The following is a 23,029-nucleotide window of genomic DNA, read 5'->3' on the forward strand; positions in this document are numbered from 1 at the left end:
AAGTTTCTGTTATCCATTTTTAAGGAGTGATCTCATCTATGTCACAAGCCAACATACCTAACATTACTCCAACTATAACCATCTCAAGAGACGATGTTTTGAACTTGCTTTTGGCATCCGTTGCGATTGAGGAACTCGGTCTCGGTCATATTATCAATTCGGAAGCCGAAAAAATTCAGTATGCGGTCGGAACTTTGCCCGGATTAAGCACCCCAGCAACGATAAGCGATCTTTTGGCTGTTGATGCTAGCGTAAAATCGACCCTGCAAGAAGTGATCAAAAAAGAAATGTTGTTAACAAGCAAGCTGGAAAGCGTACTTACCGCTCCTAACTTAACAGGACCTACTGGAGCAACAGGGCCGACTGGTCCTGCGGGAGGGCCAACTGGACCGACAGGCGCTACTGGAGCTACCGGAGCAACCGGAACGACTGGTGCGACTGGGGCAACAGGGGCAACGGGCACAGCTGGTGCGACAGGGCCTACTGGACCTAGCGGTACTACGGGCGCGACGGGGGCTACAGGTGCCTCTGGCACAACTGGGGCAACTGGGCCTACTGGACCTAGCGGTACTACCGGCGCAACGGGGGCGACTGGCGCCGCTGGTACAACTGGAGCAACCGGACCGACTGGACCAACTGGACCTAGCGGCACTACCGGCGCAACAGGCTCAACCGGGGTCACTGGCGCCACAGGACCAACTGGAGCGACAGGAGCCGGATCAACTGGAGCAACGGGGCCAACAGGGCCTACTGGACCGAGCGGTACTACTGGCGCAACGGGAGCCACTGGCGCCACCGGACCTGCTGGACCGACTGGACCGAGTGGAACGACCGGCGCGACAGGAGCGACCGGGGTGACAGGGGTTACTGGTGTCACTGGCGCGACAGGACCAACAGGTGCTACTGGAGCCGGGGCAACGGGCGCAACTGGGCCATCGGGAGCTACGGGACCAACTGGACCGAGTGGCACTACCGGAGCGACAGGAGCAACAGGTATTACTGGCGCGACAGGACCAACTGGTCCAACAGGACCGAGCGGAACTACGGGTGCGACTGGGGCTACCGGAATAGGAGCTACTGGAGCTACTGGAGCTACTGGAGCTACTGGAGCCACAGGAGCCACTGGATCAACTGGCGCAACCGGAGATACCGGCGATATTGGAGCGACGGGCGCGACGGGATCGACGGGCGCTACTGGAGCAACAGGACCAACTGGAGACATTGGTGATCCCGGCGCGACAGGTTCGACAGGCGCGACTGGTGCCACGGGTACGACAGGGCTGACGGGAGCTACTGGTACAACTGGGGCTACCGGAGCTACTGGAACCACTGGGGCTACCGGGGCGACAGGCGCGACGGGATCAACTGGAGCAACAGGCGCGACGGGATCGACAGGCGACACCGGGGCTACTGGCGCAACAGGCCCAGCTTTAACAACTGTTGTTGCAGAAGCGTCTCGTGGCCTGACCCAGCAAACCGTCACGTCAACAGCAACACTCGTGCAATGGACTGCATTCGCTACCACAGACGCCTCACAAATCTCATCTGCTCCTCCTACAACCAATATTACTTTTGCACCGGGCGCCACATATTGGGTGACCTACGAGCTAGCGATTAACAACAACGTAGGATCAGTTGAAAACATTACAGGACTAGCGCTATTGGACGGTGTGCAGGTAGGAAATTCTTTCTTCGTAACGGGTGTTTCTGCAAATTCAGTCGTGTTTATTTCGAAATCATTTATTCTGACGGTTGCGGCACCGCCAGGTGTGCTACAAATTCAACTGCAGGGCAGCGCTGGCTCCAACTTTGGAGTTACCGCTAATCTTGAAACATTCAGATTACTCTAATTAAACTTGTTTCCAAAGAAGACAGACGATCACAACTATTGTAATCGTCTGTTTTCCATTTGAATTGTTGTTTAGCGTCAGTAATGAGGCAATATACAGTGAATGATGCCATTCATCCGAGCACTCATCCATACTTCAGGCAGTTTACTTCAAACCTTGTTTCACGACAACGCTGCGGGCAGCTCCATCGCAAACGTAAAATGCCCCTCCCGATGAATATACGACATCTTTCCTCCATGAAGCTCCACAATATGGCTTGCAATAGAAAGCCCCAGTCCAGCTCCAGGTGGCATCTCGCGATCCCTTCTTGACGGCTCCGCTTTATAAAACCGTTCAAACAAACGAATTTCCTGCTCCGGCGTAATCGGCTTGCCTTTATTTTCAACAGTTAATAATACGGCATCTTCCCGACTCTCCAAATGCAATGCGATTTCTCCCGGCTTTAATGAAAACTTAAGCGCGTTCATAAGCAAGTTGTCAATGGCTCTCACTAGCTTCTCCGCATCAACATGCACGAATAGCGGCGTTTCCGGGCCGGTCAGTTTAACCGCTAATAAGTTTTCCTGAGCAATCGGCTCCACCTCGGTCGCCATCTGCTCAACCAAACTGCGAAGATCAATCGTTTGAAGCGTCAATCGAACATCCCCGCTTGACAAGCGCGTATAATCAAAAAGATCGTCAATGAGCTTATTCAACTGCTGCGTTTTATTGTACGCATTATGAATATACCTCTTATGCTCCTCAATATTTTTGTAATCGTCATTTTTCAGCAAATTTAAATACCCGACAATGCTGGTCAGCGGAGTTCGCAAATCATGCGACACATGGGTAATAAGCTCCATCTTGGACAGTTCCAGTAGTCGTTCCCTCTCCATCATCGACTGAAGCTGTTCGGCCATGTAATTAATATTTTGCGCAACCGTTCCAAGCTCGTCTTGGCCGACCAGGGGAACCCGATAGTTGAGATCGCCATTAGCGATGGTCACCAGCCCCTCGGCCAATGTTTGCATATTGCGGACGATCCGTCTTGTCAGAAGAAAAAAGAACAACATAAACAAAATAATAAAGACCGCGAAAGTGATGATCACGGAAAACGTCGACCCTATTTTATGAGTCATATCGCCTGAAGGTACGACGGTTGCCGCCACAAAAGCCAGCAAAAAACTCGTTAAAAATGACCAAAAAATTCGAATGCGAATACTTTTTTTCCGATCCAAAAGGGTCAGAACGCTTCCGCTTTTAGTCAATTTTGTACCCCACTCCCCAGACCGTTTTGATATAGCGGGGCTCCCTAGGATTTTCCTCTATTTTTTCGCGAAGGTTTCTTACATGCACCATCACGGTATTATCGGATAAAAATTTGTTTTCTTTCCACACGCTGCGGTAAATTTGATCCACATTTAACACATGTCCACGCCTGCGAGCCAGCAGCTCCAAAATTGCAAATTCAATCGGAGTGAGCGCCGCTTCTTTTCCGTTCACCGTAATGCGATGGCGGCTTTTATCGATTTTTAGTCCATCTATTTCGATCAAATTTTTGTCCGCTTCTGAACCATGACCGGCAGCACCCGCTTCCGTTTCATTCGCAAATGACTGTCTGCGCAGCTGCGCCTTCACCCTCGCTACCAGTTCCAGCGGGTTAAACGGCTTAGCCATATAGTCGTCGGCGCCTGTCGTTAATCCCGTAATTTTGTCGATATCTTCGCCTTTGGCTGAAAGCATGATGATGGGCGCCTTGGTGATCGACCGGATTGCAAAACAGGCCTTTATCCCATCCATCCCTGGCATCATAATATCCAAAATGACCACATCGACCTTCTCCTTGCCAAGCAACTCCAGCGCCTGCAAGCCATCCTCCGCCTCAAACACTCGGAACCCTTCATTTTGCAAAAAAATGCGAATAACATCGCGGATTTCGGGATCATCATCCGTTACTAGCACATTTGGCATCAACTGCGTCCCTCCTCGGTTTAAAACGGCTTCCCCTTGTTCTATAGGCAATATCCACTTGTTATTGCAAATAAATATTCTTTACACAAAAACTACCACATCTCCAGTCCAATGTCTTTATTAACTCTACCTTTCTGCTCCTCCCTCTTCCTGCAAACATATACAAAAGCTGGCGGTACATTAAAAGGAACAAAATGTATGCGTTCAATTTCAAATTGACGGTGGAGCCGACTGCGCAGCTGCAAGGAATATTGAAAAGCGACAAACAAACCTCCGGGCTTTAAGGACCGAAAAACTTCATGCAATAGATGCTCGCGCAGGCGAGGCGAAAAGTTGAAAAACGGCAGTCCGCTCAAAATGCAATCGACCCCGTCAAGCCCTTCCCCCTTCAAGCAAAAGGACAGTTTGCATGCATCGTCAAAGCAAACATAATCCGGATAATCCACGGTCAGCCGCTCGCGCAGCTCTGAATCAAATTCAAATAAGATCACTTTTGTTTTGGGACGCAGTATCGCCCCCAAATGTTTTGTAATCGCACCCGTACCCGCCCCAAGTTCCGCTATGCTGCCAACTCGATGCCATGCAACCGGCTCCAGCATTTTTTTCGCCAATTGGCCGGAGCTAGGCGTGACGCTTCCCATTCGCCTCGGTGCATTTAGAAACTTATATAAAAACAACAGCTTCTCCCCAATCGCTTTCATCTTCAGCCCGCCTCGCTTGTTCTTTTTTGATGATGCCAGCATATCGAAAACTTTTTCAGAACAAGTCAAAAAATTTCTAAATAATTTCTGAAGATGAAAACAAAAAACACAGCCTGTCAGCTCCGTTCTCACGGTTTTGACAGGCTGTGCCCCGATGGAACTATATTTTTTTGAAAACGATCCAGTCGAACGACAATCCCGGCTTGACGTGGTCGAGCTTCATTTCATAATTCCCCGCCTCCAGCTCGACTTTCACCAGCTTTTGCGTAAACCATTTTCCGTCCGTGCCATTTGTTTGAACGGTTGTGGCGAGCCCGCCGTTTAACGTCAAGTTGCAAGCGCTTTGGGCTAATTCCGTTTCGGTCGACATGATTCGCGCGAATAACCGATAAACGCCGGCTTCCTCTACATTCAAGACGATGGCGCCATCGGCGCTCGGCTTAATTTCTGCATCTCCGGAAATCGATTGCGCCGCGGCAGATGGAAGGGAAGCATCGGCCTTAACCGTCACCGATGTTTCTTCCGTTGCCGTATTCCGGGAAAATACTGGCGCTTGCATAATAAACTCACAAATGTTTTTGGCGCAACGCTGCAATTCCCCTCTGGTCAACGTACCATTCTCCAGAGATTCCATCGTATTGTCTCCCCAAACGTTTGTTTCCGCGCCATAATTGCTAACGACCATATAAAGATCGTTTTGCGCGCGTACCATCCAGTTCGTCAGCTTCCGGTCAGGGGTACCGCCATGAACAGGATCGTTCATAATGGCCCACCAATCGGTCATCACAATGCCGCTAAAACCCCACTCCCCACGAAGAATGGTCGTATTCAAATCGTAATTGGACGCCGCCCAATGACCGTTTATCGGATTGTAAGACGTCATAATAGAATTGGCGCCGCCTTGCTTCACGGCAATTTCAAACCCTCGCAAATAAATTTCGCGCAGCGCCCGCTCGGAAACGACGGCGTTTACTTTGCTTCGGTATTTTTCCTGATTGTTGCAGGCAAAATGCTTTAGCGTGCCGTTAGAGCCGCCTTTCATAATTCCGCGAGTGCAAGCGGCAGCGAACAACCCGGTTACAAGCGGGTCCTCTGAAAAATATTCAAAATTTCGGCCGTTGAGCGGGCTGCGGCGAATGTTCATGCCAGGACCGAGCAAAGCGTCAACCCGGTTCCTTACCAGTTCCTTGCCTTCCATGACATACAGCTCTTCAACAAGCTTCACATCCCAAGTTGCCGCAAGCAGCGTGCCAATTGCAATTTGTGTCGCTTTATGACCGCTATCCATTCGAATGCCGGAAGGTCCATCCGCTGTGCAGGCTGCCGGAATGCCATAATGCACGAGACTGTCGGTCACACCGCCAAACGCTGAAGCCGTTCCCGGCGTTACAAGCGGGCTGACCATCCCTTCTCCCCTCACAAGAGCAGCCAAATCTTCATCGCTTAGCTGAGCGACAAAAGTGTCCATGTCCACTTTTCCATCATATACATCTCTAAGCACATAACCTTGATCTCCGGTATGCGGCAACGATACCGGCAAGTTCTGTTCGATACGATCCGCCATCGAAACGTTTCGCGTCGGCACTTCTTCAAAAACAGGCATATACGTCCCATTCTCATGCTGCGTACCCGGCTTTAATCGGGTGAAGCTCTCGACAGGCGCCATCGCCTCCTGAAGCTGTTCTACTACTTGCAATTGTGCGACCAAATAGCCTGGCTCGCCATCAACACTCAGCTCGGCAGCCTGTTTTACGCTGTTCCCCACGTAAAACTTGTATATCCCGGCTTCTAGGACATAAGACGAAGGAAAGCCCGTCACGCCTGCATCATCATAGGATGCCAACGAGTGAAGGGGCACGCTTACCGTAATCCGTTCTGACTCGCCGGGAGCAAGCAAACCCGTTTTGGCGAAGGCCGCCAGCACTTTCGACGGTTTTCCAAGCTTGCCTTGCGGAGCCTCCACATAAATCTGCACAACTTCTTTTCCGGCAAACTCGCTGCCTGTATTTTGCACCGTCGCTTCGAATTCAATATGAGGCTTGTCCTCTATTTCAACCGTCTTTGCGCCCTCCGCCTTCCAAGCGAATGAAGTATAAGACAAGCCGTATCCGAATTCAAACTGAACCTTGTCTGGGCAAAAGGTTTCGAAATACCGATAGCCTACATAGATATCCTCTTCATACACGCTTTTAAATTCGTTGCCGTAATTGCGTGTGGAAGGATAATCGTGAATGGAGTAAGCGATAGTATCGGTCAGCTTCCCGCTTGGCGTAACTTCTCCTGAGAGAACGTCGGCAATTGCGTTGCCACCTTCCATCCCGCCATGCCAAGCGTAAACAACTGTAGAAATCGGATGTACGCAGCCAGCATCGTTCAGCCAGCTCATATCCATAATGTTGGACACGTTAAGCACAACAATCGTTTGTTCAAAATGCGCCGTTACACGCTTCAACATATCCATCTCGTCTGCCGTCAACCGGTAACTGCCCGGCGCGTCGGCATTGTCTTGATCCTCGCCCGCCGTGCGTCCAATAACAACAATCGCTTTGCTTGACGCTCGCCTTGCCGCGACTACGACCTCATCGGTCAGGGGCATTTCCTGCTGATGCCACGGCTCCGCCGCCCAGCCTCCCCCGCCGTTGTCGAACGGATGGTTCTCGACCCACTTTTCATAAATAGAAGCCAGTTCTTCGTTAACACTTACGTTTGGTTTGCCGCGAAGCCCGTCAAGCAGGTTTGTCGTATAAGCGACATGAACGCTGCCGCCCGAGCCAGTACCGCTGCGATAGTAGTTGATTTGGGTTCTGCCGAAAATCGAAACGTTTTCCCCGCTCCTCAGCGGCAATACTTGTCCCTCATTTTTGAGCAGGATGGCTCCTTCCGCAGCTACTTTTCGGCTGAACGCCGCAAATCCTTCCAGTGGAACTCCTATTAATTGATCAGTCATATGTGGCCTCCCAGTATTCTTGATGTAAAGCATACTAATCGAAACGTTTCGATTAGTATAGCATATCTTCCGTTTTTTTAAAATCATAACCCTAGGCTAAACTGTGCGAATCCGTCGTCAATTTCCCTTTAACGGCATAAAAAAAAGCTGACCCAAGTCATCTTCGGATGACTTGGGTCAGCTCTATGCTGCAATTTAAGGAATCACTTTCCAAACAGTAGCGGCCGCTGTACCTGGAGTTTCGCCTTGCGTCCACCATTTGGCTTCGTAATTGACGCCGTTATGCGTCACTTTGTTGCCAGCCACATAAACGGCCGTTGCGCTCCATGCCGGATATGTGGTCGGATTTGTTGGTGTCGTCACTGTTAGCGCATTGCTCGCTGCCGATACATTGCCCGCAGCGTCAATCGCTTTAATCGTAAACGTATAAGCCGTACCTGCAGTCAAGCCGGTTACCGTATAGCTCAAAGTGGAGCCCGATACCGTCTGCACGAGCGTAGTGCCGCGGAAAACTTGATACCCGGTAACGCCGACATTATCTGTCGAGGCGTTCCACATGAGCGGAATCGAAGTAGGCGTTGAGGTGCCCATTACATGAAGTCCGCTTGGCGCTGTTGGCGCCTGGGTATCAGGTCCGGTTGTGTTTTGCGTTGTAAAGTTGACCGTATTGCTCGCCCCCGAAAGGTTGCCCGCGGCATCGATCGCCTTAACGTTTAAACTGTATGCTGTATTCGCGGTAAGCCCAGTCAAATTCAATGTCGTTGCTCCCGTTGTCGAACCGATTTGGTTCGCGCCATTGAAGATGCGGTAGCCAGTCACGCCCACATTGTCCGTGGAAGCGCCCCAATTCAGCGTAGCGGAATTTGTTCCTACATTGGAAGCAGCCAGAGTACCTGGCGCTGTAGGAGCAACATTGTCTCCTCCTGGGCCACCGGTAAAGTTAAGGTCAATTGCGATGTACCAAGCGTTAGGCGTATCTGCAATATCCCAAACAGCCAACACAATATGATAGCCTGTTCTAGCTGGAACGTTGCAAGAATGAGACAGCGTAGCCGGAGGCTGCTGACCGTTTCCGTTAACTGTACAGAACGGCGTCAGTTCAAGTTGTGCACGTGTAAGCGGTTGATTAGGATCCCAATTTGCTTTAGTGATGAAGTAGCGGTAGCTTGTTGTCGCATGACGGGCAGTGAATTTCCAAGTAAACGTATTTTGGCCGCTGCTGATGTTTACTTTGCTCCAGCGTGTAGCCGATTGCGCATCCAGGTTAGAGAATGCCGCGAGACCCGCGCTTGCAATTTTACCATCGGCCGGTCCAGCTGCCGGGAAGCCTTTGAGCCCTTCCAAGCTTTGCGGTTCATATATAATGTTGCCGCAATTCGTATTTACGCCGTTTTTGCACAATATGGCCCGGCTCCCTGGTGAATCCACATATCCGTGGGCGGATGCCGAATTTGCAAACGCTACCATACATGCCAATAAAAGCAGCAGACCGCCGCCGGCAATCATAACACGCATCATAAGAGTCGAATTTAGACGGACTTGAATCATATTCACATTACCTCCCGAATTTTAGGTTTGGTACTGTATCCACCCGTTTTCAAACATCATGCGAATGTCAGTCTACTGCCTCCCCTCGTCCACATAGCCAAACTTAACAAGCTCAAACAAACCTAGTGTACCAGCTCCTTCAAAATTGAATTTATATAAACTCTAAGAGCTTATATACACGACTGTGAGCATAACAATGCTGCGATTGTGTGCTTGGGGAACGGTGCAATCGACAAGGTAGGATGATTTGCTGGGAATAAGCAGTGTTTGTTGAAAAATGGAGGAGGATGAGGTGCTGTTTCTATCCGAATGAACAGAATGCGGCTAAAGCCGACATCCGGGCTCGGATAATAGCTGGGGATAGTTGGTAGTTTTATCATAATGTAAACGCTGTCTTTTGTGTATAATAGTTTAGAACTAAAATAGTATACGAGGCAGACGCCCCCTTTTTGCTCCCAACGACCTATTCTTGCGACAACCTGTCGCTTCGAATCTATCGAAATAATGGCGAAACAAATCTGATTTGCACAAGGCAGTAGCGGATAAGCTCGAACTATGCTTCGTCATTTCCCCATAAAAATGCACCCCTTAGCAGTCATCGAATCGGCATCCAATGACTATTTTAAGGGGTGCGCTCATTGCATCAATCAGGATAGATTTGCGGCCCTTTTGCAAAACCGCCTTATTTATCTTTCATTAGGGTTGAAGTTGCCACAAAGCAGGAGTTGCGCTTGGCTGCCACCCTGCTAAAGACGTATGCGCTTGAATACATTTATAAGTTGCACCGTTATATGAAACAAGAGCGTTTACGGCATAAGCCGTGTTCGGAGCCCACGGAGTCGCTGTCGAATCCGGTGTCGTAGTTACCGTCACAGCGTTGCTCGCTCTGGTTCGATCGCCTGATGGGCCGACCGCTTTAACGGTGAAGCTGTAAGTCGTATTGCTCTGCAAGTTGGTTAAATTGGCGCTCAAGTTATTGCCTGACACAACAAGCAGCGGTGTTGGGATAGCCCCGGAATAAATTTCGTAAGCTGCAATCAGATGACCGTTTTCCGGAGCTCCCCACGAAAGAGACGCCGTTGTCGAGCCAACCGCAGTTGCTATTAAATTTGTAGGAGGTCCGATCGGATCTTCAGGACCGAACTGAACGTCTATCACATTGTAAAAGGCGTTTGGCGTGTTTTGAATATCCCACACGGCGAGAATAACATGGTAGCCTGTTCTCGCTGGAACGTTGCAGTTGTGAGACACCGTAATCGGTGGACTCTGTCCATTGCCTTCAATAGTACAGAAAGGCGTAAGATCCAGTTGCGAACGAGTCAGAGGCGCGTTTGGATCCCAATTCGGCTTAGTAATAAAGTAGCGGAAGTTGGTTGTTGGTCGCAGGATCGTAAATTTCCATGTAAATGTATTGGGGCCGCTGCTCAAGTTCGATTTGTGCCAACGGGTTGGCGATTGTTGATCCAGGTTGGAGAAAAAGGAATGGCCGGCGCTCGCAATCTGTCCGTCTGCCGGTCCCGAAATCGGGAACCCTTTCACCCCTTCCAGGCTTTGCGGTTCATAGATAACGGGTCCGCAATTCGTATTTAATCCGTTTTTGCATTTGATGGCCCGGCTGCCGGGCGAATCGACATAGCCGTGAGCGGACACCGATCCCGCAAACGCCAGCATACAAGCAATTACAATAAGCAAACCGCCGCTAGCGGCCAACATAAGCAGCAATGGTCTTCTATTCAACTGGAATTGATTCATGTTTATTCCTCCCAATTTTTAAGTATAGTACTGGAATCCTTCAGCCATAAAAAGACATCCCCTCGAAGGGACCGATCTTCCAATGTCGATTCTAGGGGATGTCTTCTACAGTTATGTGGCCCTCATGCCCGTTATCGATGCAAAACGGTTTTAACCCGGCCTTAATGTGTTAAGGCTGGAGCTGCCACAAAGCAGCCGTTGTGCTTGGTTCCCATCCAGCTAGCGACGTATGCGGCTGAATACATTTGTACGTCAATCCATTGTAAGAAACAAGCGTATTGACCGCATAAGCTACGCCCGGGGCCCATGGTGTAGCCGTTGACCCTTGTGCGGTTGTAACCGTAACGGCATTGCTGTTGCCGGACTCGTTCGTCGACGGATCGATCGCCCGAACCGTAAACGTATATTGCGTGTTAGGCGCTAAGCCTGTCACCAGCTTTTCGGTCGCCGTTCCCGTTACAGTAGCTACCACGCTGTTGCCAACGTAAATCCGGTACCCCGCGATGCCGGAAACATCCGTAGACGCATTCCACATGAGCGTCAGCGAAGTTGAGCCTGGGCTTCCCATCACATGAAGACCGGTAGGATCGCTAGGCGGCGTATTGTCGACCGGCGGCTGGCTCGTTATAATTTGAATGCTGTTGCTTGCCGCGGATCGGTTGCCCGACGGGTCGAAAGCTTTAACCGTTAATTGATAGGTTGTACCCCCGAGCAGATTCGTTAAATTGACGGTGAGCTGATTGCCGGGCACGGTAGCCAGCGGGGTTGTGCTGGAACCGGAATAGATTTCATAGCCCGAAATGCCGTTAACGTCGGTCGAAGCCCCCCACGACAAAGTTGCCGTCGACGAGCCTACCGCGCCTGCCGTCAAGTTAGTTGGTGCTGAAGGCGGCGTTACATCGGGTGTGCCAAAAAAAACGTCGATCGCATTGTACCAAGCGTTTGGCGTGTTGCTAATATCCCATACGGCAAGAATAATATGGTAGCCTGTTCTCGAAGGAACGTTGCAGCTATGGGATAGCGTCGTTGGCGGCGCTTGACCGTTGCCCGCAACCGTACAGAACGGATTTAAATCAAGCTGCGCGCGAGTGAGCGGCTGATTCGGATCCCAATTAGGTTTAGTAATAAAATAACGGTAGCTTGTAGTCGCATGAGGCGCGGTAAATTTCCAAGTAAACGTATTTTGCCCGCTTGAGATGTTCACTTTATTCCAGCGCGAAGCCGATTGTTGATCCAAGTTGGCGAAGCCGGCAAGGCCGGCGCTTGCAATTTTACCGTCGGCTGGACCTGCGTTAGGAAAGCCCTTTAGCCCTTCCAAACTTTGCGGTTCATAAATAATGCTGCCGCAATTCGTATTCAAGTTGTTTTTGCATTGTATGGCACGGCTTGCAGGCGAATCGACATATCCGTGGGCGGAAATTGACTTTGCGAACGCCAGCATAGCTACCATGACAAGCAATAACCCCCCGCCAGCAATCAAAATACGCATCATTAGTCTCGAATCCAAACGGAACTGAATCATCTTCACATTACCTCCTAAGTTTTAGGTATGGTATTGTATCCACCCGTTTCTTAACCTCATGCGATTTTCCTTGCTTCATTACCGACACTCTTCCTTGCAGCCTACCGTAGCCATCTCAAAAAGGGTTCATAAACCAACTCCTTTAAAACCGATTTATATAAACTCAATGAGCTTATATACAAATGTTGTTGCAGCCTATCTTTGTCGCTCCCTTTCAATAAAACACACCCCTGAAATCCATCAGAAAAACCAATCCGGTTTATTCCAATCTGTTTCAGGGGTGCAGGTCTTGCAGCAATTAAAAGGTTTGATTAAGGCTGAAGCTGCCAGAGAGCTGCAGCTGCGCCTGGCTGCCATCCAACTAAGGATGTATGAGCAAATGTACATTTATAAGTCAATCCGTTGTAAGAAACCAGCGTATTCAAAGCATAAACCGTATTAGGCGCCCATGGCGCAGCTGTCGTGCCTTGCCCTGTGGTCACGGTCACGGCGTTGCTGTTGCCGGATTCGTTGGTCGACGGATCAACGGCACGAACCGTAAATGTATATGATGTATTTGAAGAAAGTCCCGACACATTCCATTGCGTTGCTGTTCCTGGAACGTTAGCGACTACATTGCCGCCGGTGTAAATCCGGTATCCTGCGATGCCGTTCGCATCAGTCGAAGCATTCCATTTAAGAGTGACAGAATTGGACCCTGCTGTTCCTACCACTTGAAGCCCGGTAGGACTGGTTGGCGCCGTGTTGTCGCCTGGCGTAATTTGGATACTGTTGCTCGCGGCGGAACGATTGCCCGCTGAATCGTATGCTTTAACAGTTAAGGTATAGGTCGTGCCGCTCTGCAAATTCGGCAAGCTGACACTCGTCGCCCCTGTTGTAGAAGCAATCGGGGTTGGGTTGCCGTTCGCATAAACCTCATATCCGGCTACTCCGTTGGCATCGATCGAAGCTCCCCAGTTCACATATGCCGAATTTACCCCTACTGCTCCTGCGTAGAAATTGGTTGGAGCTGTTGGAGGCGTAATATCGCCAGCTCCAATGTTAACGTCAATGACGTTGTAAAAAGCGTTTGGCGTGTTGGCAATATCCCGCACGGCTAGAATGATATGATAACCTGTTCTCGGGGGCACATTGCAGCTATGAGACACATTTACTGACGGCGGATTGTTTCCCGGAACGGTACAGAACGGTGTTAAATCAAGTTGAGCGCGAGTGAGAGGCTGATTAGGATCCCAGTTTGTTTTAGTAATGAAATAGCGGTAGCTCGTTGTTGCATGATTGGCAATAATTTTCCATGTAAATATGTTTTGGCCGCTAGCGATGCTCGCTTTGTTCCAGCGGGTGGCCGATTGTTGATCCAGATTAGAGAAGATCGCATTGCCGGCGCTCGCAATTTGTCCATCTGCCGGGCCGGATGCAGGGAAGCCTTTCAGTCCTTCCAAGCTTTGCGGTTCGTAGATGATAGGTCCGCAATTCGTATTCAATCCGTTTTTACACTGTATGGACCGACTGGCGGGGGAATCGACATACCCGAAGGCAGATACCGATTTTGCAAACGCTAACATAAATGCAAACACTAGTAGCATACTACCGCCAATTATCAATACGCGCATCATAAAACTGGAATTCAAACGGACTTGGATCATCTACACATTCCTCCCGAATTGTAGGTATGGTTTTGTTTCCATCCATTTTCAAACCTCATCCGAATTGCCTAACAAATAGTCTCTACTCATAGCTGCGGTCCATCTTAGACAAGCTCAAACAGAGATGCTTGATCAGCTCCTTCTAAATTAGATTTATATAAACTCATATGAGCTTATACACATAGCTGACTAGGCCACTTGTCGTTTTGACTTGGCTTCTGGAGTTATAAAGGAATGCTTACTGAAATTAGGCAAGGATTGCGCAGGTAGGACTTACGGAAACGAAGGGGAAATGGGTGCTGATTCAAAATGCCCGAATCGAAATTTGTGTAGGGGTAGTTGGTAAATCTATCATAATGTAAACGCTATAACTTTAAAATAATAGTTTAGCACTAATTTAGTATATTATGGAAACTACTGAAAGTCCCTTCCAAAAGTCCTATTTCATAGATTGGTAAATTGAAAACGGCAAAGCCCACGATTTTAAAAAATCTCGCGGGCTTTTTGCTCAGGTTGTGCTCCTACCCTAATGAAAAGCATGATGATGTTGCACCGAAATTTCGCTAAGCGCATGTCCCGCATCCCGGCCAGTTGTAGACCCAAGCGCCAAATCGCCGAGTGTGATAACCCCTACAAGTTTGCCGTTCTCTACAACGGGAAGGCGCCGAATTTGATGGCTGGCCATCAGGTCGGCCGCCTCCTCGGCATCTTCATCGGGCGATACAGTCACAAGCGAATCGCTCATGACATCGGAAACCGGACAAGAGCCGGGCCGCTTTGAAGCATAGCCGCGAATGACCAGGTCTCTGTCGGTCACTACCCCAATTAACTTGCTAGAGTCATCTCCATCAACAACAAGCACAAATCCAATATCATATTGAGCCATTAAAAGGGCAATTTCATATACGTTATCCTGTAAAGTAACCGTTTTGCAATGCGTCGACATGAGCTCCCTTACTTGCCTCACTTTAGTACCCCTCTCCATTCCATTCTCCGGCAGACAAGCCCAATCAATACTCTGACGGTTTGCCGCAGTCTGAATAGAATACCCGGCTTTTACCGCTCCTATCCATGTTCTCAGTTGCATACCAAACTAAAAATGCCGCCAGAAGACGATTAGTCTCCATCGGCGGCATTTATTATGTTCGGCACTTATCTGTCACGGTTAACAAAATAGTTTAACAAATGCTTTAAAAATGCGCTAGGCCGAGGCATCGCCTGAAGCTGCTCCATCGCCAGGCAATAATGGTTCCACATTTCCTTCCCGGCGCCTTCCTTACCGAGCACCGTCACAAACGTCGAATTGTTGTTTCCGGAGTCTTGGCCGGTCGGCTTGCCGAGCAAGTGCACATCGCCTTCTAGATCAAGCAGGTCATCTTTAATTTGAAAAGCGATTCCCGCATGATATGCGTATGTTTTTAAAGCTTCCTTCTCCTCAGGCTTCACTCCTGCCAAAATAGCGGGCATGATCAACGAAGCTTCGAATGCGATGCCCGTTTTGTAGAAACAGATCGTATTCAATTCCTCAAGCGTCAGCGCTTTTCCTTTGGAATGCAAATCCATCGCCTGTCCCATGCACATATCCGCCGCCTTTTGCGATGAATATTTCATGAGCGCAAGAATCGCTTTTGGATCGAATGGCGTAAGCGACGATTGTTCCTCAATCGCCTTTTGAATGAGATACAATCCGGTCAGCTCCGCGGTCGCGCTATTGTGAACCTGATGCAAGGTCGGCCGCCCTCTGCGAGTGGATGCGTTGTCCTGGGAAGGCAAATCGTCAAAAATAAGCGATGCCGTATGCATATACTCAAGTGACCTTAGGAGAGGAATGATCCCTTTAGCGCTTAGCCCGTATTCCTCCACTCCCATCACCCATGAAACGATTGGGCGAAGTCGTTTTCCAGAACCTTGCAGGCTGAAATTCGCTGCGTCGATCATCGACTTTTTCATTTCCGGATAACCGTCGATGTCACTTGCAATTTCGAGCTCGCTATTGATTTGATCGCGTACCGATTTAACCGTTTTAACAAAATGGTCTCGTTCATTCTTATCGTTCCGTAAAACGGCCACCATTTGATCGCGAATCAGCTTGTCAAAAAAATCGACATCATCCGCTTTGCTCACCATTTGCTGCACAATACGGTTAAATTCCGGGCTTCCAGAAGCGAAAATGTCCATCAGCTCATTGTATTTCTGAACTCCGACCCGTTCTTTGCACCTCTTGAGGCCGTTAATGGCGCGATCCAAAATGACTTCCCGGGTTTTATCATCGGATCGGTAAACGTTATGAATAAGATTGGAAATGACCGTCCAGTACATCTCATATGGGTTAATAAGATCCGAGCGCTCTTCCCTATATTTTAAATAATACGTATACGGCGTAACCGCTCCGTTACTCATGTCGTCAAACAAATCCGCAAAATCATCGGCCAGCTGGTTATAGATTCCATAATAAAACGTGTGCTGATCGAAGCCTTCATCGGCGTCGGCGCTTATGACGGAACGGACAATCAACCGGGAGGACGACGACTTTAAAATAACCGGCAAATAAAGGTCTTCGTTCGTATAGCGCGTATAGTCCAGCTTTTTGGCGCGGTCCATCTCTTGCGAATGAAAAAAAACATAGGACTGCTCAAAAAAAGCTTCCTTCATCTCCGAGCGCTGATAGTTTTTCACATAGTCAAACGCTTCCTTAAGCTCCCCATACACAAAGCGCATCAGCTCAGGATTGCTTCCAGTCCAATCAGCGATATCCGGCGCCGTCTCTTTCAGCAGCGCTTCCCGAATGAGCCTGGAATACAGCTCCTTCTCCTTTGGACTTAGAACTTCAGAATCCAGCAGATCATCGATAAAGGGGTATGTCAAACCATAGGAATAGCCTAGCCGAATCGCTTCATCCAGCCTTTTGGACCGTTCGGCAGGAGGTACGCCTTCGCTCATTTCTTCGATAACGTGCAGAACAACGCCCAAAATGATTTTGATCAATTTGCGCACGGCATGCTCTGAGCTCATTCCTTCCGGAATATGAGCGGATACGCTTTTTAATTTATGGATTACCCAAATGGCGGCATTTTCTACCCCTTCTCGTTGCGACCAGCGGTACAGACCGGCAATGCTCAAAAAGTGGGGCTGGCCGCCTCCGGGTGATGCCTCGGGCCCAATAAGATGTTTTTGAATATAGGCAACCACTGTATCAATTCGTTGCCGGGTATGGGGCTGGTCCAGCGCTTTGCCTAAATCCCTCATATAAATATAAGAGATGCTGCGATCCAGATAGTCATCCAATTTGCCCGTATAATTCAGCCAGCGGACGTAGCGGTTATAATCTTTGGTGTCCGGTTTTCTATTCCCTTTTGAGAACATGCCCAGCCACGAATACGGCTGAATATGCCCCCTCTTCCATTTCTGAAAATCTTCGCTTAATACAGGCACGTAGGATTGATCCTTCACCTGCATATAAAGTGTTTCAAAATACCGAGCCGCTTTCCGCTCGGCCTGTTCAAACCAAGTATCAGCAGCAGCATGTTTTGCAAGCGCAATATTCATAGGTTGGATTCCCTCTACTTCTATTTTTGATAAATAATACGTGAAGCCGTCTTCCCGGTTACGAAATGGAATCCATGAAGAAGTAAAATTGGAAAATAAACAAAGAACTCCAAAAAGGAGTTCATTCAAAAAGAAATCTATTTTGGAAATTTAAAGGGTAGCCAAAAATAGCCGCACCCTTTATTATTATAAGTTTTAACAGGAAGATTTTCAATATCGAAGTAGGTAAAAATGACCAGTAAAATAGTCCCAACATTGTAAAACCAACAAGGAATGGAAACCGTTCAGAGTATACATTGCCCCTTTAGTTATATATAATGTATACAATGTGCGTGTTTGACCGCGTCAAGTTATGAGGAGTGAACTGTATGGAAACCGAAATGCCCTATCGTATTTTGCTATATTATAAGTATGTCGCTATTCCCGATTATGAAGCGTTTGCCGCCGAACATCTCGCTTATTGCAAAGAGCTTGGCATAAAGGGCCGCATTTTGATCGCTCATCAAGGGATTAACGGGACGTTATCCGGTACAATTGAACAAACGGAGGCTTACAAGGCTCATATGAGCGCTAACCCTCTGTTTTCCGATATGGTGTATAAAGTGGACGAAGTCGAGCAGCACGCTTTCAAAAAGCTGTTTGTCCGTCCCAAAAAAGAACTGGTCACTTTGCGATACGAAAAAGAGCTCGATCCTAACGTCATTAGCGGCAAGCGCCTGTCGCCGGAGCAATTCCACGAGCAATTGCAGCGCGACGATGTCGTCATTATCGACGGACGCAATACGTATGAATACGATTTGGGCCATTTCCGCGGCGCGATCCGCCCGACAGTGGAATCATTCCGTGAATTTCCGAAGTGGATTCGCGAAAACTTGCAGGACGCCAAAGACAAAACGATTTTGACGTATTGCACAGGCGGCATTCGCTGCGAGACGCTAACCGGAGTATTGATGAGCGAAGGGTTCAGCGATGTTGCCCAGCTGGAAGGCGGAATTGCTACTTATGGCAAGGACCCGGTCGTTCAAGGACGTCTGTTTGACGGCAAAATGTATGTCTTCGACGAGCGCGTCTCCGTGAGGGTCAATCAAACCGACGAAGATATTATCGTTGGCAAATGCCATCATTGCGGTGAGGTTACTGATACTTATATCAACTGCGCCGACGACTTGTGCCATCATCAGCATCTCGTATGCGACGATTGTCAAGAAACCTATGAGCACTATTGTACCGAAGATTGCAAAACGAACGATCAAGCTAGAAAGCTGGCTTAACTTATAAAAAAAGCGGGCTCTCACAGAGAGCCCGCTTTTTTATTTATTTGGCTTGAATATAACCTTCCGCTTTAAGCAGCTCGGCGATCAGTACAGCTCCGCCAGCCGCGCCGCGCAATGTGTTATGGGAGAGACCTACAAACTTGTAGTCGTAAATGGAATCTTCACGCAATCGTCCCGCCGAAACGCCCATTCCGCGCTCGATGTCGCGATCCAGTTTCGTTTGAGGACGGTTTTCCTCTTCGAAATAAGTGATAAACTGCTTCGGCGCGCTAGGCAGTCCCAGTTCTTGCGGACGTCCTTTGAACTCCGACCAGCGGGCAAGTATTTCTTCTCTGGAAGGCTTTTTCTCAAACGATGCAAACACAGCCGCCAAATGCCCATCCGTTACTGGAACGCGAATACATTGAGTCGTAATAAGCGGAGCGCTTGCTTTCACAATTCCTCCGTTTTGGATGCTGCCCCAAATACGCAAAGGCTCCTGCTCGCTCTTTTCTTCTTCCCCGCCAATATAAGGGATGACATTGTCTAGCATGTCAGGCCAATCCGTGAAATTTTTGCCAGCGCCGGAAATGGCTTGGTACGTAGTCGCCACAACTTTGGTCGGTTTAAAATCCTTTAATGCGTGCAGCGCCGGAACGTAGCTCTGAATGGAACAGTTAGGCTTCACCGCAATAAACCCGGTAGCCGTTCCAAGCCGCTTTCTTTGCGCGGCAATAATGTCGATATGCTCGGGGTTGATTTCTGGAATAACCATCGGAATATCCGGCGTCCAGCGATGTGCCGAGTTGTTGGAAATGACGGGCGTGCCCGTTTTCGCATAGGCCTCTTCCAAAGCTTGAATTTCCGCCTTTTTCATATCCACCGCGCAAAAAATAAAGTCGACTCCAGAAGCAACCTCCTCCACTTTAGATGCGTCCTGCACGACGATTCCCTTTACATCTTCCGGAATTGGAGTGGCAAGCTTCCATCTTCCTTGAACGGATTCTTCATATGTTTTGCCTGCCGAGCTTGCGCTGGCCGCAATAGCTGTTACTTGAAACCAAGGATGACCGTTAAGCAGCTCAATAAAACGCTGACCGACCATTCCTGTACCGCCGACAATACCTGCTTTCAATTTTGCTGACATGAGACATTCAAATCCTTTCGTAATGTGATATGCTTCATAGCTATTCAAAAAGGAAATAAAAAAATCCCACCCCTAAGACTATCATAGTCTCAGGGACGAGATTTGTAACTCGCGGTACCACCCTAAATTTGCCGATATGTCGCCATATGGGCCTCTTCGAGTACGGCATAGCTTTTCGCTCAATGCTTTATACTCTAGCTCTGTAACAGGAGCTCCTGTCGCATCACCCCTTCCCCTTTAGGAAGTTCCGACGCGCTGCTCTGAGTCTTTTTTCAATAAGGAATTCAATGCCCTCTTTCAGCTGGCAAGGGCTCTCTGGAAAGGAATTCGGTTATTTACTCGTCTCTTCAATGCATTTGATATTGCGATTATATTATCAAATAACTTTTCCGCCGTAAACCTTTTTTTCAAAATTCGCATCATTTCCAGAGCAATCAGAGCAAGGCACGAGGGAGAATGAATGCGCTATTTCTAGATAATCCCTCTTTTTCTCGGAAAAACGAGTCATTTTCGCTTACCTTGAGCCTACACTGCTTGCATTGGCTTCATTTCGCATTTTACAAAAATTGGACCCGGATTTAAAATGACCTCATGCCAATTGCGGCCACTACTATCGCTGAAATTTTCGAAACGAAAATGCGGGGGAACCAACCGTGAAGTCGTACATTATATGTACATACGTTCACAGGGGTGAATCCGGCGTTACTCCGGTAGGGCGGCTCCCGGCCCGAATCCGTCAGCTAACCTCGCAAGCGAACAGAGGAGAGATTTTAATGATGATGACATCGCCATCCTATGTTTACCCTTTACAACCCACCATCCTGCGACCTACTTGTTTCACAGTGAAAAGAATTGAAGTGTTCGTTCTCCCCACCACCGGCGATGCGATGCCAAAGGGGTACCTCCTCTACCTGCGGCTAACGAGCAGCACGGGTACGGGCTGGAGCGAAATGTTTGTGAACGAAAGCGACAAACCGCTCGATTGGACACGATGGAGCGTGAAGCTGCTCCGTTTTGCCGGTAGACGTATCGACTTTGATTCCCAGGAACGTGAAGAACAGCAAAACAATGAATATGAGTCCGATCTGTCTCTCCAAATGTTTTTTCAAGCGGCCAATCAGATTGGACTAACTACATCTCCGTCTTTCGGCAAAGTGTACCCTCTTAATGCTACATTATTGCTGGATCGTGCGGTGTCTTACGCCTCCTTATTTTAAAGACGATTAAGTTAAACAAGAATATGGGCAAAAGTTCGGGAAATGATAAAGGGATAATTCAAGCAGATATTGGAGTGACGCTACATGTCGACATTTAAACGCCTATTAATCGGCAAGCCGTTAAAATCGACCGAACTTGGCGAGCAGAAGCTGAACAAACGAAAAGCGCTTGCCATTTTGTCCTCCGATGCCCTTTCATCGGTTGCGTATGGCCCTGAACAAATATTGATCGTCTTGTTCACGGTCAGCGCAGCCGCATTTTGGTACTCCATTCCAATCGGGATCGGCGTTCTCATTTTGCTGACTGCCTTAATTCTATCTTATCGTCAAATTATTTTTGCCTATCCGTACGGTGGCGGCGCTTATGTCGTATCCAAAAATAATCTTGGCGTATTTCCCGGGCTCGTTGCCGGCGGATCCCTGCTTGTCGATTATATTTTGACGGTTGCGGTGAGCGTCTCGGCCGGAACGGACGCCATTACGTCAGCCTTTCCTTCTTTGCACGATTATACCGTCATCATTGCCGTCGTATTTGTGATGCTTCTCACTTTGCTCAATTTGCGGGGCGTGACGGAATCTGCATCCGTGCTTGCCTATCCCGTTTATTTGTTTGTAATCACATTGTTTATTTTGATCGCTGCAGGCATATTCAACATTGTTACAGGCAGGGTGTCCCCGGAACTGCATACGCCAATCGGAACTCCTGTTGCCGGCATCGGCTTGTTTTTGTTGCTTAAAGCGTTTGCCTCCGGCAGCTCCGCGCTTACCGGCGTAGAGGCCATTTCAAACGCTATCCCAAACTTTAAACCTTCCGCCCCCCATAACGCGGCCAAAACATTGACCGCTATGGGGTTTTTGCTCGCCGTCTTATTTTCGGGCATCGTACTGCTGGCTTATTATTACGGCATCACCCCACGAGCCGAAGAGACGGTTGTGTCTCAAATTGCAGAGCAAACATTCGGACGGGGCACGATGTATTTTATTGTCCAAGGAACAACCGCGCTTATCCTCATTTTGGCGGCTAATACGGGGTATTCCGCTTTCCCGCTGCTTGCCGTTAATTTGGCGAATGACAAATTTATTCCGAGAATTTTTAAAGTAAGGGGCGACCGACTAGGCTATTCCAATGGCATCATCATTCTTGGACTGTTATCCATCCTCTTGATCGTCGCTTTTCACGGACAGACGGAGCATTTGATTCCACTTTACGCGGTCGGCGTCTTTATTCCTTTTACGCTGTCGCAAACGGGCATGATGGTGAAATGGCTGCGAGAACGTCCAGCAGGCTGGGTTCCAAAGCTAATCATCAATTCGACCGGCGCCATCATTAGTTTAATTGTAACTCTTATGTTTTTTACGACGAAATTTGCGCAAGTTTGGTCGGTGCTCCTCTTTTTGCCGATCATCGTCTTTATATTTTACCGTATCCGGAAACATTACGATGCCGTCGGAGAGCAGTTGCGGTTGACGACTTGCGAGCCCCATATTCCGATTGAAGGCAATGTGGTCATCCTCCCCGTCTCGGGCATTACGCATGTCGTAGAGCAGTCGATTGACTACGCCAGATCGATGTCGGCAGCACAAATTATTGCCGTGTATGTCGCTTTTGAGCGGGAAGAGGAAACTCGTTTTGAGGAAAAATGGGACGCTTGGCGGCCCGATATCCGTCTGGTCACGCTGCATTCTCCTTACCGGAGTCTTATTCAGCCGCTCAGCAAATTTATCGATACCGTCCAGCGCAAGGCTGGCGAATCAAACTACCAGGTTTCCGTCATCATTCCGCAGTTTATTCCGAAAAAAGGCTGGCACTACTTGCTGCACAACCAAACCAGCTTTATGCTCCGGGCTTATTTGCTTTACCGCAAAGACATTATTATTACGACCGTTCCTTATCATTTGAAAAAGTAAAGGGCTACATTGCCGTTGCATACTGAGATCAGAGAGATACGA

Annotated in this window: 15 protein-coding genes, 1 riboswitch and 1 other annotated feature; of the genes, 4 read left to right on the forward strand and 11 right to left on the reverse strand. The window is 48.7% G+C overall.

The window, feature by feature from the left end:
- Window positions 1-38: 38 nt before the first annotated feature.
- Entirely contained in the window at window positions 39-1,850 is a 1,812-nt protein-coding gene (locus ACFQZE_RS05080; protein WP_379354303.1) for an alpha-helical endospore appendage domain-containing protein, read from the forward strand.
- Between the two features lie 161 nt (window positions 1,851-2,011).
- On the opposite strand, the gene ACFQZE_RS05085 is transcribed toward ACFQZE_RS05080, so the two are convergent.
- The 10 genes from ACFQZE_RS05085 to ACFQZE_RS05130 form a co-directional block, all read right to left on the reverse strand.
- Window positions 2,012-3,097 (reverse strand): HAMP domain-containing sensor histidine kinase, encoded by a 1,086-nt coding sequence (locus ACFQZE_RS05085; protein ID WP_379354305.1) that lies wholly within the window; start codon window positions 3,095-3,097, stop codon window positions 2,012-2,014.
- The gene (locus ACFQZE_RS05090) at window positions 3,090-3,800 is read right to left on the reverse strand and encodes a response regulator transcription factor (protein ID WP_379354307.1); all 711 of its coding nucleotides are present in this window, start codon (window positions 3,798-3,800) and stop codon (window positions 3,090-3,092) included. Before ACFQZE_RS05090 ends, ACFQZE_RS05085 begins: the two co-directional genes overlap by 8 nt.
- A 92-nt stretch (window positions 3,801-3,892) precedes the next feature.
- Entirely contained in the window at window positions 3,893-4,501 is a 609-nt protein-coding gene (locus tag ACFQZE_RS05095; protein ID WP_379354309.1) for a class I SAM-dependent methyltransferase, read from the reverse strand.
- A gap of 160 nt (window positions 4,502-4,661) precedes the next feature.
- Window positions 4,662-7,448, reverse strand: a complete 2,787-nt coding sequence (locus tag ACFQZE_RS05100; protein WP_379354311.1) for a glycoside hydrolase family 3 C-terminal domain-containing protein — start codon at window positions 7,446-7,448, stop codon at window positions 4,662-4,664.
- Between the two features lie 195 nt (window positions 7,449-7,643).
- Window positions 7,644-8,996, reverse strand: coding sequence for a lytic polysaccharide monooxygenase (locus tag ACFQZE_RS05105; protein WP_379354313.1), 1,353 nt, complete (start codon window positions 8,994-8,996; stop codon window positions 7,644-7,646).
- Between the two features lie 696 nt (window positions 8,997-9,692).
- Window positions 9,693-10,748: a lytic polysaccharide monooxygenase gene (locus tag ACFQZE_RS05110; protein WP_379354315.1), complete on the reverse strand. Its 1,056-nt coding sequence runs from the start codon at window positions 10,746-10,748 to the stop codon at window positions 9,693-9,695.
- A gap of 169 nt (window positions 10,749-10,917) precedes the next feature.
- Complete coding sequence (locus ACFQZE_RS05115) at window positions 10,918-12,270, reverse strand: lytic polysaccharide monooxygenase (RefSeq protein ID WP_379354318.1); 1,353 nt, start codon at window positions 12,268-12,270, stop codon at window positions 10,918-10,920.
- A 311-nt stretch (window positions 12,271-12,581) separates the two neighbouring features.
- Entirely contained in the window at window positions 12,582-13,916 is a 1,335-nt protein-coding gene (locus ACFQZE_RS05120; protein ID WP_379354320.1) for a lytic polysaccharide monooxygenase, read from the reverse strand.
- Window positions 13,917-14,442: 526 nt separating this feature from the next.
- Entirely contained in the window at window positions 14,443-15,003 is a 561-nt protein-coding gene (locus ACFQZE_RS05125) for a CBS domain-containing protein (protein ID WP_379354322.1), read from the reverse strand.
- A 65-nt stretch (window positions 15,004-15,068) separates the two neighbouring features.
- Window positions 15,069-17,462, reverse strand: a complete 2,394-nt coding sequence (locus ACFQZE_RS05130) for a polyprenyl synthetase family protein (RefSeq protein WP_379354324.1) — start codon at window positions 17,460-17,462, stop codon at window positions 15,069-15,071.
- 368 nt (window positions 17,463-17,830) lie between these two features.
- Between ACFQZE_RS05130 and trhO the strand changes: the two genes are divergently transcribed.
- Window positions 17,831-18,733 carry an oxygen-dependent tRNA uridine(34) hydroxylase TrhO gene (trhO, locus tag ACFQZE_RS05135; RefSeq protein WP_379354326.1) on the forward strand — a complete coding sequence of 301 codons (903 nt, stop codon included), beginning with the start codon at window positions 17,831-17,833 and terminating at the stop codon, window positions 18,731-18,733.
- A gap of 43 nt (window positions 18,734-18,776) precedes the next feature.
- Here trhO and asd read toward each other — a convergent pair whose 3' ends face one another.
- Window positions 18,777-19,862: an aspartate-semialdehyde dehydrogenase gene (asd, locus tag ACFQZE_RS05140; protein ID WP_379354328.1), complete on the reverse strand. Its 1,086-nt coding sequence runs from the start codon at window positions 19,860-19,862 to the stop codon at window positions 18,777-18,779.
- 88 nt (window positions 19,863-19,950) lie between these two features.
- Window positions 19,951-20,222 (reverse strand) — a binding site (T-box leader).
- Window positions 20,223-20,466: 244 nt separating this feature from the next.
- Window positions 20,467-20,631: riboswitch (cyclic di-AMP (ydaO/yuaA leader) on the forward strand.
- A 4-nt stretch (window positions 20,632-20,635) separates the two neighbouring features.
- Here asd and ACFQZE_RS05145 point away from each other — a divergent pair.
- Both ACFQZE_RS05145 and ACFQZE_RS05150 read left to right on the forward strand, forming a co-directional pair.
- Window positions 20,636-21,079 (forward strand): hypothetical protein, encoded by a 444-nt coding sequence (locus ACFQZE_RS05145; protein ID WP_379354330.1) that lies wholly within the window; start codon window positions 20,636-20,638, stop codon window positions 21,077-21,079.
- A gap of 84 nt (window positions 21,080-21,163) precedes the next feature.
- Window positions 21,164-22,987, forward strand: coding sequence for an APC family permease (locus ACFQZE_RS05150; RefSeq protein ID WP_379354332.1), 1,824 nt, complete (start codon window positions 21,164-21,166; stop codon window positions 22,985-22,987).
- The last annotated feature ends 42 nt before the right edge of the window (window positions 22,988-23,029 follow it).

Source organism: Paenibacillus sp. GCM10027627, assembly GCF_042675505.1.
GTDB lineage: Bacteria > Bacillota > Bacilli > Paenibacillales > Paenibacillaceae > Pristimantibacillus.

Excerpts from the sequence above, each read along its gene's own strand:
- ACFQZE_RS05120 (WP_379354320.1), bottom strand. The coding sequence starts at position 13,916 with ATGATCCAAGTCCGTTTGAATTCCAGTTTTATGATGCGCGTATTGATA.
- ACFQZE_RS05145 (WP_379354330.1), top strand. The coding sequence starts at position 20,636 with ATGATGATGACATCGCCATCCTATGTTTACCCTTTACAACCCACCATC.
- ACFQZE_RS05115 (WP_379354318.1), bottom strand. The coding sequence starts at position 12,270 with ATGATTCAGTTCCGTTTGGATTCGAGACTAATGATGCGTATTTTGATT.
- ACFQZE_RS05105 (WP_379354313.1), bottom strand. The coding sequence starts at position 8,996 with ATGATTCAAGTCCGTCTAAATTCGACTCTTATGATGCGTGTTATGATT.
- ACFQZE_RS05090 (WP_379354307.1), bottom strand. The coding sequence starts at position 3,800 with ATGCCAAATGTGCTAGTAACGGATGATGATCCCGAAATCCGCGATGTT.
- trhO (WP_379354326.1), top strand. The coding sequence starts at position 17,831 with ATGGAAACCGAAATGCCCTATCGTATTTTGCTATATTATAAGTATGTC.
- ACFQZE_RS05130 (WP_379354324.1), bottom strand. The coding sequence starts at position 17,462 with ATGAATATTGCGCTTGCAAAACATGCTGCTGCTGATACTTGGTTTGAA.
- ACFQZE_RS05150 (WP_379354332.1), top strand. The coding sequence starts at position 21,164 with ATGTCGACATTTAAACGCCTATTAATCGGCAAGCCGTTAAAATCGACC.
- ACFQZE_RS05110 (WP_379354315.1), bottom strand. The coding sequence starts at position 10,748 with ATGAATCAATTCCAGTTGAATAGAAGACCATTGCTGCTTATGTTGGCC.
- ACFQZE_RS05100 (WP_379354311.1), bottom strand. The coding sequence starts at position 7,448 with ATGACTGATCAATTAATAGGAGTTCCACTGGAAGGATTTGCGGCGTTC.
- ACFQZE_RS05125 (WP_379354322.1), bottom strand. The coding sequence starts at position 15,003 with ATGCAACTGAGAACATGGATAGGAGCGGTAAAAGCCGGGTATTCTATT.
- ACFQZE_RS05080 (WP_379354303.1), top strand. The coding sequence starts at position 39 with ATGTCACAAGCCAACATACCTAACATTACTCCAACTATAACCATCTCA.
- asd (WP_379354328.1), bottom strand. The coding sequence starts at position 19,862 with ATGTCAGCAAAATTGAAAGCAGGTATTGTCGGCGGTACAGGAATGGTC.
- ACFQZE_RS05095 (WP_379354309.1), bottom strand. The coding sequence starts at position 4,501 with ATGAAAGCGATTGGGGAGAAGCTGTTGTTTTTATATAAGTTTCTAAAT.